The organism is Streptomyces sp. NPDC050842, assembly GCF_044456565.1.
Taxonomy (GTDB): Bacteria; Actinomycetota; Actinomycetes; order Streptomycetales; family Streptomycetaceae; genus Streptomyces.
On sequence record NZ_JBITGA010000008.1, the window covers coordinates 82,387 to 107,553 of the forward strand.

19 protein-coding genes are annotated in these 25,167 nt (G+C 71.7%); 15 read left to right on the forward strand and 4 right to left on the reverse strand.

Annotated features, from left to right (window positions below; all coding sequences use genetic code 11):
- Positions 1 to 33: 33 nt before the first annotated feature.
- The 4 genes from ACIBG6_RS26575 to ACIBG6_RS26590 all read left to right on the forward strand — a co-directional run bounded on the left by ACIBG6_RS26575 (position 34) and on the right by ACIBG6_RS26590 (position 6,559).
- Positions 34 to 1,887, forward strand: a complete 1,854-nt coding sequence (locus ACIBG6_RS26575) for an IucA/IucC family protein (RefSeq protein ID WP_399225107.1) — start codon at positions 34 to 36, stop codon at positions 1,885 to 1,887.
- Between the two features lie 55 nt (positions 1,888 to 1,942).
- On the forward strand, positions 1,943 to 2,641 hold the full coding sequence (locus ACIBG6_RS26580; RefSeq protein WP_399225108.1) for a GNAT family N-acetyltransferase: 699 nt from the start codon (positions 1,943 to 1,945) through the stop codon (positions 2,639 to 2,641).
- 61 nt (positions 2,642 to 2,702) lie between these two features.
- Complete coding sequence (locus ACIBG6_RS26585) at positions 2,703 to 4,532, forward strand: IucA/IucC family protein (RefSeq protein WP_399225110.1); 1,830 nt, start codon at positions 2,703 to 2,705, stop codon at positions 4,530 to 4,532.
- Positions 4,533 to 4,582: 50 nt separating this feature from the next.
- On the forward strand, positions 4,583 to 6,559 hold the full coding sequence (locus ACIBG6_RS26590; RefSeq protein WP_399225111.1) for an ATP-dependent DNA helicase: 1,977 nt from the start codon (positions 4,583 to 4,585) through the stop codon (positions 6,557 to 6,559).
- 85 nt (positions 6,560 to 6,644) lie between these two features.
- Here ACIBG6_RS26590 and lexA read toward each other — a convergent pair whose 3' ends face one another.
- A complete protein-coding gene (gene lexA / locus ACIBG6_RS26595; protein ID WP_399225112.1) occupies positions 6,645 to 7,433 on the reverse strand; it encodes a transcriptional repressor LexA in 789 nt (262 codons plus the stop codon).
- Positions 7,434 to 7,882: 449 nt separating this feature from the next.
- Between lexA and nrdR the strand changes: the two genes are divergently transcribed.
- A complete protein-coding gene (gene nrdR, locus ACIBG6_RS26600; protein ID WP_399225113.1) occupies positions 7,883 to 8,392 on the forward strand; it encodes a transcriptional regulator NrdR in 510 nt (169 codons plus the stop codon).
- Positions 8,393 to 8,565: 173 nt separating this feature from the next.
- Positions 8,566 to 11,466, forward strand: coding sequence for a vitamin B12-dependent ribonucleotide reductase (locus ACIBG6_RS26605; RefSeq protein WP_399225115.1), 2,901 nt, complete (start codon positions 8,566 to 8,568; stop codon positions 11,464 to 11,466).
- Positions 11,467 to 12,431: 965 nt separating this feature from the next.
- Here the strand turns inward: ACIBG6_RS26605 and ACIBG6_RS26610 are convergent.
- Entirely contained in the window at positions 12,432 to 12,962 is a 531-nt protein-coding gene (locus ACIBG6_RS26610) for a TerD family protein (RefSeq protein WP_399225116.1), read from the reverse strand.
- 110 nt (positions 12,963 to 13,072) lie between these two features.
- Here ACIBG6_RS26610 and ACIBG6_RS26615 point away from each other — a divergent pair, with 110 nt between their 5' ends.
- The 4 genes from ACIBG6_RS26615 (at position 13,073) to ACIBG6_RS26630 (ending at position 16,276) form a co-directional block, all read left to right on the forward strand.
- Positions 13,073 to 13,939, forward strand: coding sequence for an arylamine N-acetyltransferase (locus ACIBG6_RS26615; protein WP_399225117.1), 867 nt, complete (start codon positions 13,073 to 13,075; stop codon positions 13,937 to 13,939).
- A 42-nt stretch (positions 13,940 to 13,981) separates the two neighbouring features.
- Entirely contained in the window at positions 13,982 to 14,587 is a 606-nt protein-coding gene (locus ACIBG6_RS26620; RefSeq protein ID WP_399225118.1) for a YdbC family protein, read from the forward strand.
- 105 nt (positions 14,588 to 14,692) lie between these two features.
- Positions 14,693 to 15,352, forward strand: coding sequence for a histidine phosphatase family protein (locus ACIBG6_RS26625; protein ID WP_329620810.1), 660 nt, complete (start codon positions 14,693 to 14,695; stop codon positions 15,350 to 15,352).
- 12 nt (positions 15,353 to 15,364) lie between these two features.
- Complete coding sequence (locus ACIBG6_RS26630; protein ID WP_399225120.1) at positions 15,365 to 16,276, forward strand: ADP-ribosylglycohydrolase family protein; 912 nt, start codon at positions 15,365 to 15,367, stop codon at positions 16,274 to 16,276.
- Positions 16,277 to 16,410: 134 nt separating this feature from the next.
- On the opposite strand, the gene ACIBG6_RS26635 is transcribed toward ACIBG6_RS26630, so the two are convergent.
- Positions 16,411 to 17,964: an MFS transporter gene (locus tag ACIBG6_RS26635; protein ID WP_399225121.1), complete on the reverse strand. Its 1,554-nt coding sequence runs from the start codon at positions 17,962 to 17,964 to the stop codon at positions 16,411 to 16,413.
- Between the two features lie 144 nt (positions 17,965 to 18,108).
- Here ACIBG6_RS26635 and ACIBG6_RS26640 point away from each other — a divergent pair, with 144 nt between their 5' ends.
- The 3 genes from ACIBG6_RS26640 to ACIBG6_RS26650 all read left to right on the forward strand — a co-directional run bounded on the left by ACIBG6_RS26640 (position 18,109) and on the right by ACIBG6_RS26650 (position 20,314).
- On the forward strand, positions 18,109 to 18,735 hold the full coding sequence (locus ACIBG6_RS26640; protein WP_399225122.1) for a TetR/AcrR family transcriptional regulator: 627 nt from the start codon (positions 18,109 to 18,111) through the stop codon (positions 18,733 to 18,735).
- Between the two features lie 129 nt (positions 18,736 to 18,864).
- Positions 18,865 to 19,575 (forward strand): ribonuclease HII, encoded by a 711-nt coding sequence (locus ACIBG6_RS26645; RefSeq protein WP_399225123.1) that lies wholly within the window; start codon positions 18,865 to 18,867, stop codon positions 19,573 to 19,575.
- A gap of 106 nt (positions 19,576 to 19,681) precedes the next feature.
- Positions 19,682 to 20,314, forward strand: coding sequence for a hypothetical protein (locus ACIBG6_RS26650; protein ID WP_399225124.1), 633 nt, complete (start codon positions 19,682 to 19,684; stop codon positions 20,312 to 20,314).
- Between the two features lie 111 nt (positions 20,315 to 20,425).
- Here ACIBG6_RS26650 and ACIBG6_RS26655 read toward each other — a convergent pair whose 3' ends face one another.
- Positions 20,426 to 21,055: a hypothetical protein gene (locus ACIBG6_RS26655; RefSeq protein WP_399225125.1), complete on the reverse strand. Its 630-nt coding sequence runs from the start codon at positions 21,053 to 21,055 to the stop codon at positions 20,426 to 20,428.
- A gap of 389 nt (positions 21,056 to 21,444) precedes the next feature.
- Between ACIBG6_RS26655 and ACIBG6_RS26660 the strand changes: the two genes are divergently transcribed.
- On the forward strand, positions 21,445 to 23,604 hold the full coding sequence (locus ACIBG6_RS26660) for a RecQ family ATP-dependent DNA helicase (protein ID WP_399225126.1): 2,160 nt from the start codon (positions 21,445 to 21,447) through the stop codon (positions 23,602 to 23,604).
- Between the two features lie 162 nt (positions 23,605 to 23,766).
- The gene (locus ACIBG6_RS26665; protein ID WP_399225128.1) at positions 23,767 to 25,140 is read left to right on the forward strand and encodes a DUF4192 domain-containing protein; all 1,374 of its coding nucleotides are present in this window, start codon (positions 23,767 to 23,769) and stop codon (positions 25,138 to 25,140) included.
- The last annotated feature ends 27 nt before the right edge of the window (positions 25,141 to 25,167 follow it).

The window sequence follows — 25,167 nt, forward strand, 5'->3', positions numbered from 1 at the left end:
GACCCGCCCCCGGCCCCACCCCAAGGAAGCCCCGTGAACGCCATCCCCACCTCCCCGGCGACCGAGACCGCAGCGCCCGTCGCCGTCGAGGAGCCCACCGTCCCGCGCCAGCACGCCGGACCGTACGACCCGCGGCCGCCCCGCCCGGCCGCCGCCGGAGCCACCGCGCCCGACCCCCTCGACGACCCCGACCCGCAGCGCGCCGCCGACGTGGCGACCATCGAGAACCTGCTCCGCTGCTGGATCCGGGAGAAGAACCTCCCAGCGCCCGACTCCACCACCCTGCGCGTCCCCCTCGACGCCAGCGGCACCGCCCTCCTCGTCCCCGTCCGCTACTGGTCGGCCACCGGCTGGCACCGCTTCGGCGCCCCCTCCCTCGAAGGCCTCCCGGCCTCCGCCCCGACCGTCGACGCCGTCACCGTCGCCGCCCTGCTCAGCCGCGAGACCGGCCGTCCCGAGGGCACCGAACTCGTCGGCCGGGTCGCCGACTCCGCCCGGCGCACCGCCGACTTCCTCATCGAACGCCGCCGCAGCCCCCACCCCCATCCGGACGCCGACCTCTTCCTCGCCGCCGAACAGGCCCTGCTGCTCGGCCACCCCCTGCACCCCACCCCCAAGAGCCGCGAAGGACTCTCCGAGGCCGAGGCACGGCTCTACTCACCCGAACTCCACGGCTCCTTCCCCCTCCACTGGGTCGCCGTCGACCCCACCGTCCTGGCCGCCGACTCCGCCTGGACCGAGCAGGGCCGCCACGTCACCGCGGAACAGCTCACCGCCGGCCTCGCCGAGGGGCTCACCCTCCCCGCCGGCACCGCACCCCTGCCCCTGCACCCCTGGCAGGCCCGCGAGCTCCTGCACCGCCCCGAGGTCCGCGAACTCCTCGACACAGGCCTGCTCCACGACCTCGGTCTCCACGGCAGCCCCTGGCACCCCACCTCCTCCGTCCGCACCGTCCACCGCCCCGGCGCACGGGCGATGCTCAAGCTCTCCCTCGGCCTGCGCATCACCAACTCCCGCCGCGAGAACCTCCGCAAGGAACTCCACCGCGGCGTCGAGGTCCACCGGCTCCTGCGCACCGGCCTCGTCGACGAGTGGCAGGCGGCCCACCCCGGCTTCGACATCGTCCGCGACCCCGCCTGGCTCGCCGTGGACACGGCGGACGGCACCCCCGTCCCCGGACTCGACGTCATGATCCGCCACAACCCCTTCGGGCCCGGCGACGACGCCGTCTGCATCGCCTCCCTCACCACCCCCCGCCCCTGGCCCGGGGCCACCACCATGCGCTCCCGGCTCGCCGACGTCATCGGCCGGCTCTCCACCCGCACCGGCCGCCCCACCACGGCCGTCGCCGCCGAGTGGTTCCTGCGCTACCTCGACCAGGTCGTCCGGCCCATCCTCTGGCTCGACGGACACGCCGGCATCGCCCTGGAGGCCCACCAGCAGAACACCCTGGTGCTCCTGGACCCCGACGGCTGGCCCGTCGGCGGCCGCTACCGCGACAACCAGGGCTACTACTTCCGCGAGTCCCACCGCGGCGAGCTGGAGAGCCGGCTGCCCGGCATCGGCGCCCACAGCGACACCTTCGTCTCCGACCAGGTCACCGACGAGCGCTTCGCCTACTACCTCGGCATCAACAACATCCTCGGTCTGATCGGCGCCTTCGGCGCCCAGCACCTCGCCGACGAGCGCGTCCTGCTCGCCGCCCTCCGCAGCTTCCTCACCTCCGCCACGAGCCTGGGCTCACCCCTTCCGCACCGGCTCCTGGAGGCCGCGACCCTGCGCAGCAAGGCCAACCTCCTCACCCGCCTGCACGGCCTCGACGAGCTCGTCGGGCCGGTCGACACCCAGTCCGTCTACGTCACCGTCACCAACCCCCTCCGCACCTGAACCCGCCGCCGGAGCACCCACGCCCCGAGCGCACCGCCGAGAGGAGAGCGACACCGTGCCACCCACCAGACCCCCGGTAGAACCACCCGGGGACGACACCCTCGACCTCAGGGTCGACGACCTCGTCGCCCTCCTCGCCGCCGGAGCCCCGTCAGCCGCCGCGGGCGGCGGCCCCTCCGGTGGATACCTCCTCGACTCCGTCGCCGACTGGCACCCGACGACCACCCGCTTCGGCGCCTTCCAGCTCCTCCCCGTACGCCTCGACCGCGACCTGCCGCTCCTCACCCGGTGGATGAACGACCCAGCGGTCGCCGCCTTCTGGGAGCTCGCCGGCCCCGAGACCGTGACCGCCGAGCACGTCCGCGCCCAGCTCCAGGGCGACGGCCGGAGCGTCCCCTGCCTCGGCGTCCTCGACGACGTGCCCATGAGCTACTTCGAGATCTACCGCGCCGACCTCGACCCGCTCGCCCGGCACTACCCGGCCCGCCCCCACGACACCGGTATCCATCTCCTCGTCGGAGGCGTCACCGACCGCGGCCGGGGCGTCGGCACCGCCCTCCTGCACGCCGTCGCCGAGCTGGTCCTCGACCACCGCCCCCGATGCACCCGGGTCATCGCCGAACCCGACATCCGCAACACCCCCTCCGTCTCGGCCTTCCTCGGCGCCGGCTTCCGCTACGCGGCGGAAGTCGACCTCCCCGACAAACGAGCCGCGCTCATGATCCGCGACCGCTTCCTGCGTCACGCTCTGTGAACACCCCTCTGCCTTACATACACCGCTCGACCCACAGCGGTTCCCACCCCGAGGAGTCCTCGTGTCGACGTCCCCTGCACCCCACGACTCCGCACAGCCCGCCACGCCCCTCGCCACCACGCCGGAACCCGAGCTGCTCGCGCCCCCCGAGCTGACCGCCGCCACCTGGACCAGGGTCTCCTCCCGACTCCTCGCCAAGGCACTGGCCGAGTTCGCCTACGAGGAGATCGTCGAACCCGTCCCGGCCGACGACGGCGAGCCCGACCACCACGCGCTCCGGCTCGACGACGGCACCACACTCACCTTCCGTGCCCGCCGCGGCGCCTACGGCGGCTGGCGGGTCGCCGCCGACTCGATCGCCCACGAGGGCCGGCCCATGACCGACCCCCTCGACTTCCTGGTCCGCGCCCGGAGCCTCCTCCGGCTGGACGGCGCCACCCTCGGCCACCTCATCCGCGAACTCTCCGCCACCCTCGCCGCCGACGCCCGCCTCGACCGCACGGCCCTCACCGCCGACCGGCTCGCCGAGCTCTCCTACGCCGAACTCGAAGGCCACCAGACCGGCCACCCCTGGCTCGTCCTCAACAAGGGCCGCATCGGCTTCTCCGCCACCGACGCCGCCCACTGGGCCCCCGAGGCGCGCCGCGCCACCCGACTGCCGTGGATCGCCGTCAGCAACCGCATCGCCGCCTACCGGGGCGTCGCCGGCCTCGAAACCCCCGACCGCCTCTACGACCAGGAACTGGACCCCGAGGTCCGCGCCGCCTTCCGCGCCGAACTCGCCGCCCGCGGCCACGAACCCGACGGCTACCTCCTGCTGCCCGTCCACCCCTGGCAGTGGGACGAGGTCCTGCTCCCGCTCTACGCCCCGGCCGTGGCCGCCGGCACCGTCGTCCCGCTCTCCGCCGACGGCGACCTCCGGCTGCCCCAGCAGTCCGTCCGTACGTTCCTCAACACCAGCCGCCCCGACCGGCGCACCGTCAAACTCCCGCTGTCGGTCCTCAACACCCTCGTCTGGCGCGGACTGCCCACCGAACGGACCATCGCCGCCCCCGCCGTGACCGCCTGGGTCCACGGGCTCCGCGACGGCGACGCCTTCCTGCGGGACGAGTGCGGAGTGATCCTCCTCGGCGAGGTCGCCTCCGTCACCGTCGAGCACCCCCTCTACGACCAGCTGCCCGAAGTCCCGTACCAGTACAAGGAACTCCTCGGCGCGATCTGGCGCGAGCCGCTCCGGCTGCCCCCCGGCGAGCACGCCCGCACGCTCGCCTCGCTGCTCCACACCGACCCGAACGGGCGGGCCTTCGTCGCGGAACTCGTCGAGCGGTCCGGACTCGCCCCCGCGGTCTGGCTCCAGCAGCTCTTCGGAGCCCTGCTGCCCCCGCTGCTGCACTTCCTCTACCGGTACGGCACGGTCTTCTCGCCGCACGGCGAGAACGCGATCGTCGTCTACGACGACCAGGACGTGCCCGTACGTCTGGCGATCAAGGACTTCGTCGACGACGTGAACATCAGCGCCCAGCCGCTTCCCGAGCACGACACGATGCCGGCCGACGTCCGCGCGGTGCTGCTCACCGAGGAACCCGACTTCCTCACCCAGTTCATCCATTCGGGGCTCTTCGTCGGCGTCTTCCGGTACCTGGCACCGCTCTGCGAGGAACAACTCGGCGTCCCCGAGACGGAATTCTGGTCCCTCGTCCGCGCGGAGATCCTGCGTCACCAGGCGCGCTTCCCCGAGCTGAAGGAACGGTTCGAGCTCTTCGACCTCCTCACCCCCCGGATCGAGCGGCTCTGCCTCAACCGCAACCGTCTGCACCTGGACGGCTACCGCGACCGGCCCGAGCGCCCCCACGCGGCCGTCCACGGGACCGTCCCCAACCCGCTCGCGTGAGGCGTGCGTGTGACCGGGCTGTCAGTGTCGCCCCGTAGGCTGGAAGCGCTATGACGAAGCCATCCCTCCCCGACCTCCTCCACGCCGCCGTCTCCGCCGTCGGCGGCACGGAGCGCCCCGGCCAGGTCGCCATGGCCGAGGCCGTGGCCGAGGCCATCGACGACAATTCCCACCTCCTCGTCCAGGCCGGAACCGGCACGGGCAAGTCGCTCGGCTATCTCGTGCCGGCGCTGGCCCAGGGGGAGCGGGTCGTGGTCGCCACCGCCACCCTGGCGCTCCAGCGCCAGCTCGTCGAGCGCGACCTTCCCCGGACGGTCGACGCGCTGCATCCGCAGCTGCGCCGCCGCCCGCAGTTCGCCATGCTCAAGGGCCGGTCGAACTACCTCTGCCTGCACCGGCTCCACGAAGGCGTCCCGCAGGACGAGGAGGACGGCCTCTTCGACCCCTTCGAGGCGGCCGCGCCCACCAGCAAGCTGGGCCAGGACCTGCTGCGCCTCCGCGACTGGTCCGACGAGACCGAGACCGGCGACCGGGACGACCTGACCCCGGGCGTCTCCGACAAGGCCTGGGCCCAGGTCTCGGTCTCCTCCCGGGAGTGCCTGGGCGCGAGCAAGTGCGCGTACGGGGCGGAGTGCTTCGCCGAGGCGGCCCGCGAGCGCGCCAAGCTCGCCGATGTCGTCGTCACCAACCACGCCCTGCTCGCCATCGACGCCATCGAGGGCGCCCCGGTGCTCCCGCAGCACGAGGTGCTGATCGTCGACGAGGCCCATGAGCTGGTCTCCCGGGTCACCGGTGTCGCCACCGGCGAGCTCACCCCCGGCCAGGTCAATCGCGCCGTGCGCCGGTCCGCGAAGCTCGTCGACGAGAAGGTCGCGGACCAGCTGCAGACCGCCGCCGAGGGTTTCGAGCGGGTCATGGAGCTCGCGCTGCCGGGCCGCCTGGAGACGATCCCGGAGGACCTCGCCTACGCGCTGATGGCGCTGCGCGACGCGGCCCGCGCCGTGATCACGGCCCTGGGCTCGACCCGGGACCGGGCCGTGCAGGACGAGGACGCCGTCCGCAAGCAGGCCATGGCCTCCGTGGAGACCGTGCACGGCGTGGCGGAGCGGATCACCCAGGGCTCGGAGTGGGACGTCGTCTGGTACGAGCGGCACGACCGCTTCGGTGCCTCGCTGCGGGTCGCGCCGCTGAGCGTCTCCGGCCTCCTCCGGGAGAAGCTCTTCACCGAGCGGTCCGTGGTCCTGGCCTCGGCCACCCTCAAGCTCGGCGGCGACTTCAACGGGGTCGGGGCCTCGCTCGGCCTCGCGCCGGAGGGCACCACGGGGGACGACATGCCCGTCTGGAAGGGCCTCGACGTCGGCTCCCCGTTCGACTACCCGAAGCAGGGCATCCTGTACGTCGCCAAGCACCTGTCCCGCCCCGCGCGGGACGGTGAGCGGGGCGACATGCTCGACGAGCTCGCCGAGCTGATGGAGGCGGCCGGCGGTCGTACGCTCGGCCTCTTCTCCTCGATGCGGGCGGCGCAGCAGGCGGCGGAGGAGCTGCGGAGCAGGAATCCGGAGCTGCCGATCCTGCTCCAGGGCGAGGACACCCTCGGTGAGCTGATCAAGAACTTCGCCGCCGACCCGAAGACCTGCCTCTTCGGCACGCTGTCGCTCTGGCAGGGCGTGGACGTTCCGGGTGCCAGCTGCCAGCTGGTGGTCATGGACAAGATCCCGTTCCCACGGCCGGACGACCCGCTGATGAGCGCACGCCAGAAGGCGGTCGAGGAGGCCGGAGGCAACGGCTTCATGGCGGTCGCGGCCACGCACGCGGCTCTGCTGATGGCCCAGGGCGCCGGTCGGCTCGTGCGGGCGACGGGCGACCGGGGTGTCGTCGCGGTGCTCGACCCCCGACTGGCCACGGCGCGGTACGGCAGCTACCTCAAGGCCTCGCTGCCGGACTTCTGGTACACCACGGACCGCAACCAGGTGCGGAAGTCGCTCGCGGCGATCGACGCGGCGTCGAAGGCGGCGGTGAGCGACTGACCCCCTGCCGTGCGTCTCCACGCACGGCAGGGCCCCGGGACCGGCGCAGTGGGTCCCGGGGCCCGGTCAGAGCCGGCGGTAAGTGTCACACCCGCCGGAGCACCGCCACGACCTTGCCGAGGATGGTGGCCTCGTCGCCGGGGATGGGCTGGTACGCCGCGTTGTGCGGGAGGAGCCAGACGTGCCCGTCCTCGCGCTTGAAGCGCTTGACCGTGGCCTCGCCGTCGAGCATGGCGGCGACGATGTCGCCGTTCTCCGCGACGGGCTGGCGGCGGACGGTGACCCAGTCGCCGTCACAGATGGCGGCCTCGATCATCGAGTCGCCGACGACCTTCAGGACGAACAGCTCGCCGTCGCCGACCAGCTGCCGGGGCAGCGGGAAGACGTCCTCGACGGACTCCTCGGCCAGGATCGGGCCGCCGGCCGCGATCCGGCCGACCAGGGGCACGTACGACGCGGCGGGCTTGCCCGTGGTGTCCGTCGGCTGCGTGCTCGGCTGGTCCGAGCCGCGCACCTCGTACGCCCGGGGGCGGTGCGGGTCGCGGCGGAGGAAGCCCTTGCGCTCCAGGGCCATGAGCTGGTGAGCCACCGACGACGTGCTGGACAGCCCCACGGCCTGGCCGATCTCGCGCATCGACGGCGGGTAGCCGCGCCGCTGGACCGAGTCGCGGATGACCTCGATCACCCGGCGCTGCCGGTCGGTGAGGCCGGAGCTGTCGGCCCTGATGCCTGGAGGTCGCCCGGGAAGCGCTCGGGCGGGGCGCCCGGGCTCCTCGCCGTTCATGGCTGCGTCATTAATGGCATGCACCGGCTCGAGTCGGCCCTGGGAGCGGTCCTGGGCGGTGATGGTGGCACTGTCTGCGGTGGTGGTCACGTCGTCGGCCCCTCTCGAATTTGTCTCCCTGGCTGGCACAACGGTAGTGGGTTTCGAAAGGTTGCGCCAAACACACGTTCGAGTGAAAATCCGCAGATTGCCTTACGTGGGTAAGCGTGGGGGTGTATGAGTACCGTCACTCCGCAGCACCCCGCGAACCCAATTCGGTCATTACGGTAGCCTTCGCCGCTGGGCCGCGGACATCGGGTGTGCCCTCCCAGTGTCGCACCCGGGAGGGCGGAAGCGCGGGAGCGGGCGATCCGCGACACGCGCACGGGGTGGAATCGCCCCTAACCCAAGATCTAGTGGTTGGATGGCATCGACCGCCCAGGGGTAGTGGTCCCCGGTCTGCCGGGGGCGTCCACATCGCCTATGCTGGAGGTCGCTTCGCAGGGTCTTGACGGCCGGGCGAGGCTCATCAGTCGTGCCGTGAGGGAGGGTCGGAAGCCATGCACTGCCCCTTCTGCAGGCACCCCGACAGCCGTGTCGTCGACAGTCGCACCACCGACGACGGGACGTCGATCCGACGCCGTCGCCAGTGCCCCGACTGCTCCCGCCGTTTCACCACGGTGGAGACGTGTTCGCTCATGGTGGTGAAGCGGTCCGGTGTCACCGAGCCCTTCAGCCGTACCAAGGTCATCTCCGGCGTGCGCAAGGCGTGCCAGGGGCGGCCGGTCACCGAGGACGCCCTCGCCAAGCTCGGCCAGCGGGTCGAGGAGGCGGTGCGCGCCACCGGGAGCGCCGAGCTGACCACCCATGACGTGGGTCTGGCCATCCTCGGCCCCTTGCAGGAGCTCGACCTCGTCGCGTACCTGCGCTTCGCGTCCGTGTACAAGGCCTTCGACACCCTCGAAGACTTCGAGACCGCCATCGCGGAACTCCGCGAGCGGTCTCCCGCTGAGAACCGCGGGACCGGTGTGACCCCTGAGGTCCCCGTTCCCGCCACCGCCGCCGACTGATCGGCGGTCCGGGCCGACCACGGCCCGGCGATCGGCCGCCGAGCGGCCCGACAGACGTGCCCCGAGTGACCTGTTCTGGTCCTCGTGGCAGCAGTACCGAAAGACGTACAGAAGACGGTGCCCTGGGACTTTCTGGGTGCCAAAGTGTGTTTTGCCCGTATATGGGAGGCGGCATGACAGAGACGGCGAGCGGCCCGGCACGTGGTTCCCGCAACAAGGGAGCCAAGTCGGCGAGCAAGGGCCTGCGTATCGAGCGCATCCACACCACCCCTGGCGTGCATCCGTACGACGAGGTGGCCTGGGAGCGTCGTGACGTCGTCATGACCAACTGGCGCGACGGCTCGATCAACTTCGAGCAGCGTGGCGTCGAGTTCCCCGACTTCTGGTCGGTGAACGCGGTCAACATCGTCACCAGCAAGTACTTCCGCGGGGCCGTAGGCACCCCGCAGCGCGAGACCGGTCTCAAGCAGCTCATCGACCGGATCGTGAAGACCTACACGAAGGCCGGCGAGGAGTACGGCTACTTCGCGTCCCCCGCCGACGCCGAGATCTTCGAGCACGAGCTGGCCTACGCCCTCCTGCACCAGATCTTCAGCTTCAACTCGCCGGTCTGGTTCAACGTCGGCACCCCGCAGCCCCAGCAGGTCTCCGCCTGCTTCATCCTGGCCGTCGACGACTCCATGGAGTCCATCCTCGACTGGTACAAGGAAGAGGGCATGATCTTCAAGGGCGGCTCCGGCGCCGGCCTGAACCTCTCCCGGATCCGCTCCTCCAAGGAGCTGCTCTCCTCCGGCGGCAACGCCTCCGGCCCGGTCTCCTTCATGCGCGGCGCCGACGCCTCCGCGGGAACGATCAAGTCGGGCGGCGCGACCCGTCGCGCGGCCAAGATGGTCATCCTCGACGTCGACCACCCCGACATCGAGGACTTCATCGAGACCAAGGTCAAGGAGGAGGAGAAGATCCGCGCCCTCCGTGACGCGGGCTTCGACATGGACCTGGGCGGCGACGACATCACGTCCGTCCAGTACCAGAACGCCAACAACTCCGTCCGCGTGAACGACACGTTCATGAAGGCCGTCGAGTCCGGTGGCACGTTCGGTCTCACGTCCCGGATGACCGGCGAGGTCATCGAGGAGGTCGACGCCAAGTCGCTCTTCCGCAAGATGGCCGAGGCCGCCTGGGCCTGCGCCGACCCGGGCATCCAGTACGACGACACGATCAACCACTGGCACACCTGCCCCGAGTCCGGCCGTATCAACGGCTCGAACCCGTGCAGCGAGTACATGCACCTGGACAACACGTCCTGCAACCTCGCCTCGCTGAACCTCATGAAGTTCCTCAAGGACGACGGCAAGGGCAGCCAGTCCTTCGAGATCGACCGCTTCGCCAAGGTCGTCGAGCTCGTCATCACCGCGATGGACATCTCCATCTGCTTCGCCGACTTCCCCACCGAGAAGATCGGCGAGAACACCCGCGCCTACCGCCAGCTCGGCATCGGCTACGCCAACCTCGGCGCCCTGCTGATGGCGACCGGCCACGCGTACGACTCCGACGGCGGCCGCGCCCTCGCCGGTGCCATCACCTCCCTGATGACCGGCACCTCGTACAAGCGCTCCGCCGAGCTCGCCGCGGTCGTCGGCGCGTACGACGGCTACGCCCGCAACGCCGAGCCGCACCAGCGTGTCATGCAGCAGCACGCCGACGAGAACACCAAGGCCGTCCGCTTCGACGACCTGGACTCGCCGATCTGGGCCGCCGCGACGGAGGCCTGGCAGGACGTCGTCCGCCTCGGCGCCAAGAACGGCTTCCGCAACGCCCAGGCGTCGGTCATCGCCCCGACCGGCACCATCGGTCTCGCGATGTCCTGCGACACCACCGGCCTCGAGCCCGACCTCGCTCTGGTCAAGTTCAAGAAGCTGGTCGGCGGCGGCTCGATGCAGATCGTCAACGGCACCGTCCCGCAGGCCCTGCGCCGCCTGGGCTACCAGGAGGAGCAGATCGAGGCGATCGTCGCCCACATCGCCGAGCACGGCAATGTGATCGACGCCCCGGGTCTGAAGGCCGAGCACTATGAAGTCTTCGACTGCGCCATGGGCGAGCGCTCCATCTCCGCGATGGGCCACGTCCGCATGATGGCCGCCATCCAGCCGTGGATCTCGGGCGCCCTCTCCAAGACCGTGAACCTGCCGGAGACGGCCACGGTCGAGGACGTCGAGGAGGTCTACTACGAGGCCTGGAAGATGGGCGTCAAGGCGCTCGCGATCTACCGCGACAACTGCAAGGTAGGCCAGCCCCTCTCCGCCAAGAAGAAGGAGGAGGAGAAGGTCGAGGTCACCGCGAAGTCCGAGGCGACGATCCGCGAGGCCGTCGAGAAGGTCGTCGAGTACCGTCCGGTCCGCAAGCGTCTGCCCAAGGGCCGCCCGGGGATCACCACCTCCTTCACCGTGGGTGGCGCCGAGGGCTACATGACCGCCAACTCCTACCCGGACGACGGTCTCGGTGAGGTCTTCCTGAAGATGTCCAAGCAGGGTTCGACCCTCGCCGGCATGATGGACGCCTTCTCCATCGCGGTCTCCGTCGGTCTGCAGTACGGCGTTCCGCTGGAGACCTACGTCTCGAAGTTCACGAACATGCGCTTCGAGCCGGCCGGCATGACGGACGACCCGGACGTGCGGATGGCGCAGTCGATCGTCGACTACATCTTCCGCCGCCTGGCGCTCGACTTCCTGCCGTTCGAGACGCGTTCCGCCCTCGGCATCCACTCGGCCGAGGAGCGTCAGCGCCACCTCGACACCGGCTCGTACGAGCAGGCCGAGGACGACGAGGTCGACGTCGAGGCCCTGGCCCAGTCCGCGCCCCGCGCCCAGGAACTGAAGGCCGTCCCGGCCCCGGTCCCGGCCCCGCAGGCCGAGATCCCGGCCCCGAAGACGGCGCACACCTCGGCGGAGCTCGTCGAGATGCAGCTCGGCATCAGCGCCGACGCCCCGCTCTGCTTCTCCTGCGGCACGAAGATGCAGCGCGCCGGCTCCTGCTACATCTGCGAGGGCTGCGGCTCCACCAGCGGCTGCAGCTGATTCACGGCATAGCCCAGGGATGATCTCCCTGGTCAGGGCGGTGGCTCCGGTTTCCCGGAGTCACCGCCCTCGGCGTTTGTGACGTCCGGCCTGTGAGCGAGTTGCCCGGGACTGGACTGCCCGGCACCCCGACCACGCTGTTCCAGCATGCCCTCCGGCTGCATCGTCTGACGCCGGACGAGCCCCTCTTCCGTTGCGGAGAACCGTTTCCCGATGCGGGGCGGCGTCGATGCCGACGACGGCGGGAGCAGCCGTTGGATCAGGACCGCGTCGACGTCGACGCGGCGAGCGTGCTCGCGGCGTACTTCCGCGACACCTGGGTGTCGCCACGTCAGTTGGCCATCAAGCTGAGCGACCTCGGCCCGGGAAACCGGCCGATGGCTGGTCCGGCACGGGACCGACCTGGCTCCTGTCGCTGTCGGGATGGCTTTGTTGGCGGATGCAGTGATCTGGCTCGCGGAGCGGGTGAGCGTCTGGGGTCGGGTGCATGCGGTGGACGAGCTGTGCCGGCATGTGGAGGATCACCCGGCCGTCCGGCCGTTGCTGCTGCGCAGAGCCCTCGGCGAGGATCCCCTCAACGGCTATTTCGCCGCAACGGTCGCGCGAGTGACCGTGCTCCACGAGGTCATCGTGGAATCCGGGGACGACGCCGAGGTCGTGGACCACACGGGCCGGATCCTCCACACCGTGACGCACTGCGACGGCATGGGCACTTCCCTGCGCTACTACCCTCATGGGCTCGCGGTGCTGGAGGCCCACGTCCGCCACATCGGACACCTGGGGCCGACGGCCGAGCGCTGCTTCGCGGCGGCGTCCGTCGTCCACTATCCGACCAAGGAGACACCCGCCTGGTCCGACGACGCCACACTCAAGGCGCGTGGGGACGAGGCCCGGACGGCGTATCTCGCTCTGGTCGACCGAGCGGACTGGTCGGCCGTCGGTCGGCATCCTCTCTCACGCGCTCGTCAGGCCGGTGTGGAGCCGAGGACCGTCGCGAAGGCTCGGGGGTCGGCGTCGAAGCCGCGGCTGATCGCGCGGTACGACCAGCTGTCCGCGCCGTCCCGGGTGAACTCCACGACCGTCGCCGACAGGGCGCCGGGGACGTCCGTGAAGTCGTGGGTCAGGAGGTCGGTGTACCCCTCGCGGACCCGTATGCCGGTGTTCGCTATGGCGCCGAAGGTCAGCCTGCCGCCGGACTGCTGCACGGTCACGCCCACCACCACGCGCGCGTAGCGGGGTGCCAGCCGGTCCAGCTCCAGCGTCATCGCCTCGTCGTAGCCGAAGCCCTGCCCCGTACGGCTGTCACGGTGGAGTGTGATCGTGCCGTCGGGGGAGCGGCTGCCGAAGTGCACCAGGTAGACCGGGGACCCGTGCGGGTCGTCGGCCGTGAAGACGCCGGCGACGAGATCCAGGTCGTGGGCCGGCGCGCCGCTCGGGGCAGGGTCCCACTTGAGCGTCACCTCGACCCTCGCCACGCCCTTGTTGAGTCCGCTCACGGTGCTTCCCCTCTCCACGCACGCCCCCGCGTACGCCTCGCCTCGACCGTCGCCCCGCCACGCTCAAAAGCCCGTGGTCGCGGGGAGATTGCTCATGGTGTCATGGGCCTGTGACAGTGGACCCGGCGGTGGAGGGGGAGAGCGGTTTGTGGAGTGGTGACGAGCTGGATCTCGACGCATATCTGGCTCGAATCGGCTACGACGTCGCACGGGACGGGGAACTCGCCACCGATCGGCGGACGTTGACCGCGGTACACCGAGCGCACGTCCGGTCCATTCCGTTCGAGAACCTCGACGTGGCCCTCGGGCGGCAGGTCCCCCTGGACCTGAAGAGCCTTCAGGCCAAGCTCGTCCGTCGCCGCAGGGGTGGCTACTGCTACGAGCAGAACTCGCTCCTCGCGGCCGCGCTGGAGCGGATCGGCTTCCGGGTGGCCGGGCGCGGGGCCCGCAACCGTACACGGGGCGGGGCGCTGTTGCCCGTCACCCACGCGTTGCTCGTCGTCGAGGCGGAGGGCGAACAGTGGCTCGCCGACGTGGGGTTCGGCTGGCAGGGTCCGCTGGAGCCGGTGCCCTTGCGGGACGGCGCGCGCGTGGTGCAGGACGGCTGGACGTTCGGCATCGGGACCGAGGACGAGGGCATCCGCGTCCTGCGTTCCCTGCGTCCGCACGGCTGGACCGATCTGTACGCGTTCTCGCCGCAGACCCTGTACCCGGGCGACTTCACGGTCATGAACCACTTCAGCTCCAGCCATCCCGAGTCGCGATTTCTCGGCCAGGTCGTGGCACAGCGGCCCGGGGCCGGGGTGCGGAGGGCGCTCGTGCGCGAGACGCTGACGACCGTCCGTACGGACGGGGCCACCGAGGAACGGGTGGTGACCGTCGGAGAGTTGGTGGCGACCCTGGAGGACGACTTCGGCATCGAGATCGACGACGAGGAGCGCGCCGGACTGGAGCGACTGCACCCGGCGGGTGTCTGACGCGCACTGCCGGGGCGCTCCCAAGGCCCGTACGATGGCGCGGTGCTGGTCAAGTGGATTCGCTGCACCGTCATGGACCGTCGAGGGTTCGAGCGGGGACAGCGGAAATGGGCGGGGCTGCTGGGTGAGCCGGGATTCCGGGGCCAGGGCGGCGGGTGGAGCCGGGCTCGGCCGGACGTCGCCCACATCTTCGCGTTCTGGGAGAGCCGGGCCTTCTACGACTCGTTCATGGCGCGGTCGCACGATCGTCTGGCGGCCTCGCAGGTGGGCACGTACAAGGACATCCAGGTCAAGCTGTTCGACCACCGCTTCGACGTGAAGACGGGGTTCGAGCCGAAGTTCGGCGACGCCGACGTGGCACGGGTGGCGCACTGCCGCGTCCACGAGGACCGTGCCGAGCATTTCGCGCTCATGCAGGAGAAGGTGTGGAATCCGGCGATGGCCGGGTCCCCCGGCATGCTGCGGGGCCTGTTCGGCGAGGCGCCGGGCAGTGAGTTCCTGGTGCTTTCGATGTGGCGGTCCGCCGCGGAGCACGGCAAGTACCGGGTGGAGCGCGTCGAGCGGCTCGGTCTGCGCGCCAAGACCGATGCCGACGTGGCGGCGCTGACCGGCGACGTGGTGCAGCTCGACGCGGCCTGGACGGTCTGAGGACGCACGGATCCGCCGGATCCGCACGCCGGGGCCTACGCCGGATGGGCTCCGACAGGGGGACTCGGCCGAGCCCGCCACGGGCCCGCGATCTAGGGTCGGGGTATGGCACGACCGCGGCGCATCGTTCTCGTACGGCACGGAGAGTCCGAGGGCAATGCCGATGACACGGTGTACGAACGCGAGCCCGATCACGCCCTCCGGCTCACGGAGACCGGGTGGCGACAGGCGGAGGAGACGGGGGAGGGGCTGCGGGAGCTGTTCGGGGACGAACAGGTCAGCGTCTACGTGTCGCCGTACCGCCGCACCCACGAGACCCTCCGGGCCTTCAGGCTGCCCCGGGAGCAGATGAGGGTGCGGGAGGAGCCGCGCCTGCGGGAGCAGGACTGGGGCAACTGGCAGGAGCGGGAGGACGTACGCCTGCAGAAGGCGTACCGGGACGCGTACGGGCACTTCTTCTACCGCTTCGCCCAGGGCGAGTCCGGGGCGGACGTCTACGACCGGGTCGGGGCCTTCCTGGAGAGCCTCTACCGCAGCTTCGAGGCGCCCGACCACCCGCCGAACGTCCTCCTCGTCACCCATGGACTGACCATGCGGCTGTTCTGCATGCGCTGGTTCCACTGGACGGTCGCGGACTTCGAGTCCCTGTCGAACCCCGGCAACGCCGAGACCCGCACGCTCCTGCTGGGCGAGGACGGGAGATACCGGCTGGACAGGCCGTTCGCACGCTGGCGTACCCCGGAACCGTACGGGCACACCGGATAGAGTGGCTGAGCGATGACCGCTGACTCCTCATTCGACCGGCGCTTCGACCGCGCCCTGGCCAGCCTGCGCGGGCTGTCCGTGGGAGACGCCCTGGGCTCCCAGTTCTTCGTACCCGCCCACTACCCCCTGCTGAAGCGGCGCGAGCTGCCGCCCGGCCCCTGGCAGTGGACCGACGACACCGAGATGGCCTGCTCCGTCCTCGCCGTCCTCGTCGGCCATGACCGCATCGACCAGGACGCCCTCGCCCTGTCCTTCGCGAACCACCACGACTTCGACCGAGGCTACGGTCCGGCGGTCAACCGGATGCTCCGGCTCATCCGGGAGGGCGGAGACTGGCGGGAGCTGTCCGCCGCCCTCTTCAACGGGCAGGGGTCCTGGGGCAACGGCGCCGCGATGCGGATCGCCCCGCTCGGCGCCTGGTACGCGGACGACCCCGAACAGGCGACGCACCAGGCCGAGATTTCCGCGTACACGACACACCAGCACCGCGAGGCCGTCGTGGGCGCGATGGCCGTGGCGGCCGCCGCCGCCCTCGCCGCCGACCCGGCAGGACCTCCCACACCCGAGGCGCTGCTCGACGGGGTCGTCGCGCTGGTGCCGCGCAGCGCGGTGGGGGCGGGCCTGCGCCGGGCGCGCGACATGCTCGACTACGGGGACGCGGGCACGGTCGCCGCGGTGCTCGGCAGCGGCCGGCGGACCAGCGCGCACGACACCGTGCCCTTCGCGCTCTGGTCGGCGGCGCGGGCCCTGGGCGACTACGAGCGGATGTTCTGGACGACCGCGCAGGTCGGCGGCGACGTCGACACGACCTGTGCCATCGCCGGCGGCGTCGTGGCCTCCGCGGCGCACGGGGCTCCGCCGGCCGAGTGGCTGCGGCAGACCGAGGACCTTCCGGGGTGGGTCCCGGACGGGACGGCCGTCTGACGTCACACCGATGTCCCCCGGGCCCGTGTCGGGGCCGGGGGACATCGGCGTACTCGGGGGCGTACGGACCCCGCTCGGGACGGACGTACCCAGGCGGGCGTACGGGCCGGGGCGGGCGGGCGTACGGCTCCGCCTCAAGCCACCGGTCCGGCCGCCTCCGCCCGGCCGCTCAGCGCCTCCAGGTCGCTCTTGCGGACCCTGATCACCAGGACCGCCGTGACCAGCGCGATCAGCACCATCCCGACGGCTGCGGTGAAGGCCGAGGCGATGCCCGAGGTCAGCACCTCATGGCCCCAGGGCGCGGGCAGCTCGTGCGTCTTCGCGAACTCCGCCTGCTGCTCGGGCGTCGCGGTCTCCATGAAGCCAGGCGCCTGCTTCTCGCCCTCCTCGCGGCTCGCCGTGCCGAAGACCGTGACCAGGATGGACAGGCCGAGCGAACCTCCGACCTGCTGGGTGGCGTTGAGCAGGCCCGACGCGGCGCCCGCCTCGTGCGGGGCCACCCCGGAGACGGCCGTGAGCGTGAGCGTCACGAAGTTGAGCCCCATGCCGAAGCCGAACAGGACCATCGGGCCGAGGACGGCGCCGACGTAACTGCTGTCCGAGGTGATGAACGTCAGCCAGAACAGGCCGATCCCGGTGATCGCCGAGCCGCCCACCATGAACGGCTTCGGCCCGAGGGCCGGCAGCAGCCGCTGCGCGAGCCCCGCGCCCGTGACGATCGCGACCGTCACCGGCAGGAAGGCGAGACCGGACTGGATCGGGCTGTACCCGAGGACGTCCTGGACCCACAGGACGATGAAGAAGAACATGCCGAACATGGCCGCCGACAGGCTGAGCATGATGACGTACGTGCCTGAGCGGTTGCGCTCGGCGAACATCCTGAGCGGGGTGATCGGCTCCTTGGCCCTCGACTCCACGACAGCGAAGGCCACGAGCAGGACCACGGCCGCGACGAAGGAGCCGACGGTCAGCGAGTCCTTCCAGCCCTTCTCGGACGCGCTGATGAACCCGTAGACCAGCGCCGCCATGCCGAGCGTCGAGGTCATCGCGCCCGCGATGTCGAATCGGCCGGGGTGACGCTCGGACTCTGCGATGTAGCGCGGGGCGAGGTAGGCGATGAGCAGGCCGATCGGGACATTGACGAAGAGGACCCAGCGCCAGTCGAGCCACTCGGTGAGCATGCCGCCCGCGAGCAGCCCGATCGCGCCACCACCGGCGGAGACGGCGGCGAACACGCCGAACGCGCGGTTGCGCTCCGGCCCTTCGGGGAACGTCGTGGTGATCAGCGCGAGCGAGGTCGGCGAGGCGATGGCGCCGCCGACGCCCTGCAAGGCGCGTGCGGCGAGCAGCTGCCAGGGCTCCTGGGCGAAGCCGCCGAGCAGCGAGGCGAAGGTGAAGACCAGGATGCCGGCCATGAACACCCGGCGGCGCCCCAGGACGTCTCCCGCGCGCCCGCCGAGGAGCAGCAGCCCGCCGAAGGTGAGCGTGTAGGCGCTGAGCACCCAGGAGAGGTCGGTGGTCGAGAAGGAGAGCGCGTCCTGGATGTGCGGCAGCGCGATGTTCACGATGGTGGCGTCGAGAACGACCATGAGCTGGCAGGCGGCGATGACGGCCAGGGCGATGCCCGGTCGGCCTCCGGCGCGAGCAGGGCCGTTCTTGGACTGTGTGTCCACCGGAGAAGTTGTCACTATGGATCCCCCACGGAAGAATTAGTGAACGCACCCGTTCACTGTTCTCCACGGTAGTGAGTCCCCCTCAGTGAACGCAACCGTTCACTGAGCGCTGCCGCGTCCCGACTCGTCCCGATCGACTTGCTCAACGGAGAGATCCTGATGGTTACTTCGCGCTCCACGGCCGCCGCCCGGCCGGAGGGGGCGTCTCTGCGACGCCGTGGCCCCGTGCTGGAACGGGCCATCCTGGAGGCCACGCTCGAACAACTGGGCAGCGTCGGCTGGAACGGTCTGACCATGGAGGGTGTCGCGGTCGGCGCGCAGACGGGCAAAGCCGCGGTGTACCGGCGCTGGCCGTCGAAGGAAGACCTCGTCGCGGACGCCCTCCAGGCCGGGCTGCCGACCCTCGACGAGGCGCCGGACCGCGGGAGCGTCCGCGAGGACCTGTACGCGCTGTGTCTCCGGGTCCGGGACGTGATGTTCTCCAAGCCCGGCCTCGCCCTGCGCGCGGTCCTTCACGAATGCGACGCGGAATCCGCGGAGAGGTTCCACGGGTTGATCGTCGCGGGGGTGACCGAACCCTCGACCCGGCTCTTCAGGGACGTGCTGCGGCGCGGAATCGAGCGCGGTGACGTGAGGGCCGACGCGATTGACGACCTGGTGCTCGACGTGGTCCCCGCCCTGATGATGTACCGCTCCAAGGTGTGCGGGAGCGAATGGCCGGACCGTGAGATCGCCGACATGATCGACCGGGTCATGGTGCCGTTGCTCCGCGTCGGGGCGGCTTGAGATCAGCCCGGGATCAGCCCGAGGCCGGCCTGAGGTCGGTCCGAGGCCGGTCTGAGGCCAGCCCGAGGCCGGTCTGAGGGGAATCCGGGTATCGCGGGCGGCACCGGGCGGCGTAACCTGGCTGGCGCCATGCCGTACGAACCTCCCACCCACACTGTCGAGCGATCGCTCCGAGCGACCACCGGCGCCAGGATCGTCGCCGGAGTCGACGAGGTCGGGCGCGGGGCGTGGGCCGGTCCCGTCACGGTGTGCGCCGCCGTCACAGGACTGCGCCGGCCGCCCACCGGACTCACCGACTCCAAGCTGATCACCCCCAAGCGCCGTACCGTGCTGGCCGCGGAGCTGGAGCAGTGGGTCACGGCGTACGCGCTCGGCGACGCCTCCCCGGAGGAGATCGACGAACTCGGGATGACCGCGGCGCTCCGGCTCGCGGCGGTCCGGGCCCTCGAAGGGCTTCCCGGCCGTCCGGATGCCGTGATCCTCGACGGCAAGCACGACTACCTCGGCAGCCCCTGGCAGGTCCGCACGGTGATCAAGGGCGACCAGTCCTGCGTCGCCGTGGCCGCCGCCTCCGTCATCGCCAAGGTCCGGCGGGACACCGTCATGGCGGAGCTCGAGACCGGGGCCGAAGGCTGTGCCGCGTTCGGCTTCGCGGCGAACGCGGGCTACCCTTCGCCGGTCCACAAGGCCGCGCTGGAGGAGCTGGGGCCCACCCCGTTCCACCGTCTCTCCTGGTCGTACCTGGACGCGTTGCCGCAGTGGCGCCACCTCAAAAAGGTCCGTCTCTCCGCGGAGGCGGCCGCGCTGGAAAGCGGGGGCCAACTCGGCTTCGACTTCTGAACTTCCGGCTGCCGAACCCTTTTCGAGGACCGTCCGAGCAGCCGGGGCGCACCTGTGCGCCCACCCGCCGATGCCCCGCGCAGCGGCGTTTGATAGACATCCACCCATGCCTCTCACCCCCGAGGAGCCTCAGATTCACGAGAGCGCCCAGGGTCCCCGCGCCACCACGGCCGCCGGCCGTCCCGCGTCGACCCCCCGTCCCGTACCCGGCCCGCGTTCCGCGGCCTCTCCCCGTCCCGGACACCCGGGCCCCGGCCCGGCCAGGCCCGCGCCGCCGGCCCCGCGCCCGCACCCCGGTGCCGGGCAGTCCCCGGCCACCGGTCCGGAGAATCGTTCCGACCAGCGGTCCACTCCGCAGCTTCAGGTGATCCCGGCCCCGGCCGACGGTGCGCTGGACGCTGCCGAGGAGGCCCTGGACATGCTCCTGGAGAGCGGCCGGGCGCCCGGCGACGTCCTGGTGCTGACCACCGGCGACCAGCACCCGTGGGCGGCGCACGAGCTGTCCTTCGGCGAGACCGCCTACTGGGCCCAGCAGGACACCGGCGACGACGTGTTCTTCGCGGACGCGGCCGCCGTCGAGCGGGCTGCCGTCCGGCCCGTGGTGATCGTCGCCGTCAACGGCGGCAGCGACGAGACCGCTGCCCGGGCGCTGCCGCTGGCCTCAGCCCGCGCCGGTGCCCTGCTGATCGTCTGCGGCGATCCGGAGCGCGTCGCGGCGCTCGTCGGCGCCGGCGTCTGACCGTTCCGTCCCGCGCGCTGACCGACCCCCCTGCCGCCGGACCGAACATCGGCCCGGCGGGCAGGCGTCCACCACGGCGTCGTCAGACGTCGTGCGGGGGCGTACGGGGCGTCAGCGTGCGGCGGCTCGGCGCAGCGGTTCGGACGCGCCGCTCGCCGTTCTCGGTGTGAGACGGCCCAGTTCGGCCGACTCGCTCCCGAGCGGGACCGGGTGCGAGTCGGAGCTCGGCCGACGGCCTCCCCGGCCCTCGCCGAGCACCTGCCAGCCCCCGCGGGTCAGCGTGATGTACGCGCCGCAGCGGAGTCCGTGCAACGTGCAGGCGTCCCGGAGCCCCCACATCCAGGCTCCGTCCTCCTCCGTCCAGCGCTCGTCGCCCTCGCGGCAGTACAGCAGGACCGCTGTCCGCACCGGGGCACGGCGACGGAGGTCGTGCGGAAGGACGCGCCGCAGGTGCGCCAGGAGGGCGTTGCGGAGCTCCCAGCCGTCGGCGGGCATGGCGCGCCGGACGAACGAGGCGCTGGCGGTGAGCCGCTCCTCGTGGTCCAGGACCGCCACGACAGCCGTCGAGGGTGTGGGCGTGTGGCGTGAGTGCAGGCCGCTGACGACCTCACGCGGATTGCCGAGCAGGGGGATTCCCGCCGCGGCCCACTCGGCCGGTTCGAGCGTCCGTGAGAGGCGGCTGGCGGACCCGGGCGACGATGTGGTCGAGGCGGCTGTGGACGGAGCGAATCCGAGGGTCACGGTCCTCCCTTCGGATACGCGCCCGCGCGGCGGGCAAGGTCGGGTGAGGGCGCACCACGGCACGGTCCTTCCAGGCCGCTGACGGGCCGTGCGGGGCGGTTTCCCAATTCTTGCTTGGCCCGTGCGCGAGCGGCAATGAGCAATTGAGGTCACTGACGGGAATGCGACGGTATGCCTTTCATATCCCTGCCCAGTTGCCCATTGTTCACTCCCCGTTTCCCCTCCTGTTTCACCGCGCGGGCACGAGCCTCGGCGGAAACGTTGCTTCCGCCTCAGGAGCCGCCGACGAAGACTGCTCGACCGCTCGCACGGCGGTCGAGCAGCGTGCGAGCGGAGTATCACGCTGAGTGAGTTGGGCGATTGCCCGTGCCATCGGGTTGCATGGGGGCATGGACAACCAGGAGCTCCGTGCCGAAGCCGATGCCATCCTCGCTGAGCTCGTCGGTGCGCCGGGGGGTTCGGCGCGGCTGCGGGAAGACCAGTGGCAGGCGGTGTCGGCCTTGGTGGAGGAGCGCCGGCGGGCGCTGGTGGTGCAGCGGACCGGCTGGGGCAAGTCGGCGGTGTACTTCGTCGCCACCGCTCTGCTGCGGCGGCGCGGTTCGGGCCCCACGGTGATCATCTCGCCGCTGCTGGCCCTGATGCGCAACCAGGTCGAGTCGGCGGCGCGCGCCGGCATCCAGGCGCGCACGATCAACTCGGCCAACCCGGAGGAGTGGGACACCATCTACGACGAGGTCGAACGCGGCGAGACCGACGTTCTCCTCGTCAGCCCGGAGCGCCTCAACTCCGTGGACTTCAGGGAGCAGGTGCTGCCCAAGCTCGCGGCCACGACCGGTCTCCTCGTGGTCGACGAGGCGCACTGCATCTCGGACTGGGGGCACGACTTCCGGCCCGACTACCGCCGACTCCGGGCGATGCTCGCCGAGCTCGCCCCCGGAGTGCCGGTACTGGCCACCACCGCGACGGCCAACGCGCGCGTGACCGCGGACGTGGCCGAGCAGCTGGGCACCGGGGCCGGCGAGGCCCTCGTGCTGCGCGGCCCGCTGGAGCGGGAGAGTCTGCGCCTGGGCGTGGTCCGGCTCCCGGACGCCGCGCACCGCCTGGCCTGGCTCGCCGAGCACCTGGACGAGCTCCAGGGCTCGGGGATCATCTACGCCCTCACCGTGGCCGCCGCCGAGGAGGCGACCGCCTTCCTGCGCCAGCGCGGCTTCACGGTGGCCTCCTACACGGGGCGGACGGAGAACGCCGACCGGCTGCAGGCCGAGGTCGACCTCCAGGAGAACCGGGTCAAGGCGCTGGTCGCGACCTCGGCGCTGGGCATGGGCTTCGACAAGCCCGACCTCGGATTCGTGGTGCACCTGGGGTCGCCGTCGTCCCCCATCGCCTACTACCAGCAGGTCGGCCGCGCGGGACGTGGGGTCGAGCACGCCGACGTCCTCCTGCTGCCGGGCAAGGAGGACGAGGCCATCTGGCGCTACTTCGCCGATACCGCGTTCCCGCCCGAGGCCCAGGTCCGGCAGACCCTCTCGGCCCTCGCCGACGCGGGACGGCCCCTGTCCGTACCGGCTCTGGAGGCGGCGGTGGATCTTCGCCGCACCCGGCTGGAGACCATGCTGAAGGTCCTGGACGTGGACGGGGCCGTCAAGCGGGTGAAGGGCGGCTGGACGTCCACCGGCCGGCAGTGGACGTACGACGCCGAGCGGTACGCGTGGGTGGCCCGGCAGCGGGCCGCCGAGCAGCAGGCCATGCGCGATTACGTGAGCACCTCCGGGTGCCGGATGGAGTTCCTGCGCCGTCAGCTGGACGACGAAGGGGCCGTCCCGTGCGGCCGCTGCGACAACTGCGCGGGGCCCTGGGCGGATTCCTCCGTCTCCTCCGAGACGCTGACCGGAGCGGCGAAGGAGCTGGACCGCCCGGGCGTGGAGGTCGAGCCGCGCCGGATGTGGCCGACGGGCATGCCCGCGCTGGGCGTCAACCTCAAGGGGCGCATCCCCGCCGGAGAGCAGTGCTCCACCGGCCGCGCCCTGGGGCGGCTCTCGGACATCGGCTGGGGCAACCGGCTGCGCCCGCTGCTCGCCGACGCCACACCCGACGGTCCGGTCCCCGACGACGTCCTCAAGGCCGCGGTGGCCGTCCTCGCCGACTGGGCGCGCTCCCCGGGCGGCTGGGCGCCGAACGTCCCGGACGCCTCCGCCCGGCCGGTCGGCGTCGTCGCCCTGCCGTCCCTGACCCGCCCGCAGCTGGTCGGCTCCCTCGCGCAGGGCATCGCGACCATCGGGCGTCTCCCCCTCCTGGGCACCCTGACGTACACCGGGCCGGACGGCGCGCACGCGGCACGCCGCAGCAACTCGGCCCAGCGCCTCAGGGCACTCTCCGGCGCCTTGACCGTCCCGGAGGACCTGGCGGGCGCGCTGGCGGCGACTCCCGGCCCCGTCCTGCTCGTGGACGACTGCACCGACTCCGGCTGGACCCTCGCGGTCGCCGCCCGTCTGCTCCGCCAGGCCGGCGCCGAACAGGTGCTCCCGCTGGTGCTCGCCGCCTCGGGCTGACCCCGAGAACCCCTCACACACCGTCAAACGGTCACGAGCATAGGGGTTTCGGAGCCGTTGTGACGTCGGCCCTGTGGACAACTCCACGGGGCCGCGGGTGTCACGCTCCGGAGTTATCCACAGGGGTTTCGGGATTCGGGAGATCGCGAGACCGTCGTGACCATGAACGCGAATCACCACGAATCCAGCGTCCCCTCCCGTCCCCAGCGGATCACCCTGCGCGGCCCGGCGGAACTGGCCGACGCCCTGCCCTTCATGCTGGGCTTCCACCCCACCGACTCCGTCGTCCTGGTCGGTCTCCATGGCGAGCGCGGCCGCTTCGGCGGCCGGGTCAGGCTCGGTATCCCGCGCTCACCCCGCGAATGGGCGTCCACCGCGGACCACCTCGCCGAATGTCTCGTCGAGAGCGGCGACCGCAACGGCGGCCGACCGGACGGGATCGTCGTCTTCCTGTGCCAGGACCCGGAGCCCGGCGAGACGGGCAGCAGGGTCATGGAGCGGCTGCGCCCCTTCGCACAGCGGCTGCGCACCGCGTGCGGCGCCCTCGACATCCCCGTCTTCGAAGCCCTCTGCATCTCCGACGGGCTCTACTTCTCCTACTGCTGCCCCAACGACCGGTGCTGCCCGCCCGGCGGCACGCCCATGGGGCTCACCGGCACCTCGGTGACGGCGGCGACCGCCGCCTACGCCGGAATCCAGGTACGCGGCTCCCTCCGGGACATGGAGGCCCGGCTCAAGCCGCACGGCACGCCAGGGGACGAACCGCAGCGCGCCGCCCTCGACGCGGCCGCCGCCGCCATCGTGCCCCGGATCCTCGAAGGCCCGCCCGGCCAGGGACGCGAAGAGGTGCGCGAGACGACGCTGCGCACCGCCCGCGAGATCCTCCGGCGGTTCGCCGACCCGGCGGCCCGCACACAGCCGTCCGACGGGGTGGCCGCGGCCGACGCGGCCGACGACGCCCTGATCGGGACGGAGGAGGCGGCCACGCTCATCCTGGGCCTCCAGGACCGCGCCACCCGGGACCGCGCCGCCGAATGGATGGAGGGCTGGGAGGGCACCGCCGCCCTACGGCTCTGGCGCGTCCTGGCCCGCCGCTGCGTCACCCCGTACCAGGAGCACGCCGCCGCCCCGCTCACCCTCGCCGGCTGGACGGCCTGGTCCACCGGCGACGAACCGACCGCCCGCGTCGCCCTGGGACTCGCCCTCGAAGCCGACCCCGAGTACGTCTTCGCCCGGCTGCTGCACCAGGCCTGCAACGAAGGACTGGACCCCGAGTCGCTGCGCTCCTGCCTGAGGAGCGAGCGGGACACCCGCACCACCGCGGAGCAGCCCGCTCCCGCGCCCACCCGGCGGGTCAGGACCCGGACCGCCGCCCGCCCGCAGAGCGCCCGGCAGAGCCTCAGGAAGCCCGGACGGCAGACCGGCGGGGACCGCGGGGCACCGGCCGGAGTCCGGCCGAGCGGCCCGGCCACGGGCAGGCCGAGGACCAGCGCCCCGCGCCACGGCGGGCAGCGCGGCAGCAGGAGCGGCCGATGACGACCGTGACCCGGCCGCCCGCGCGCG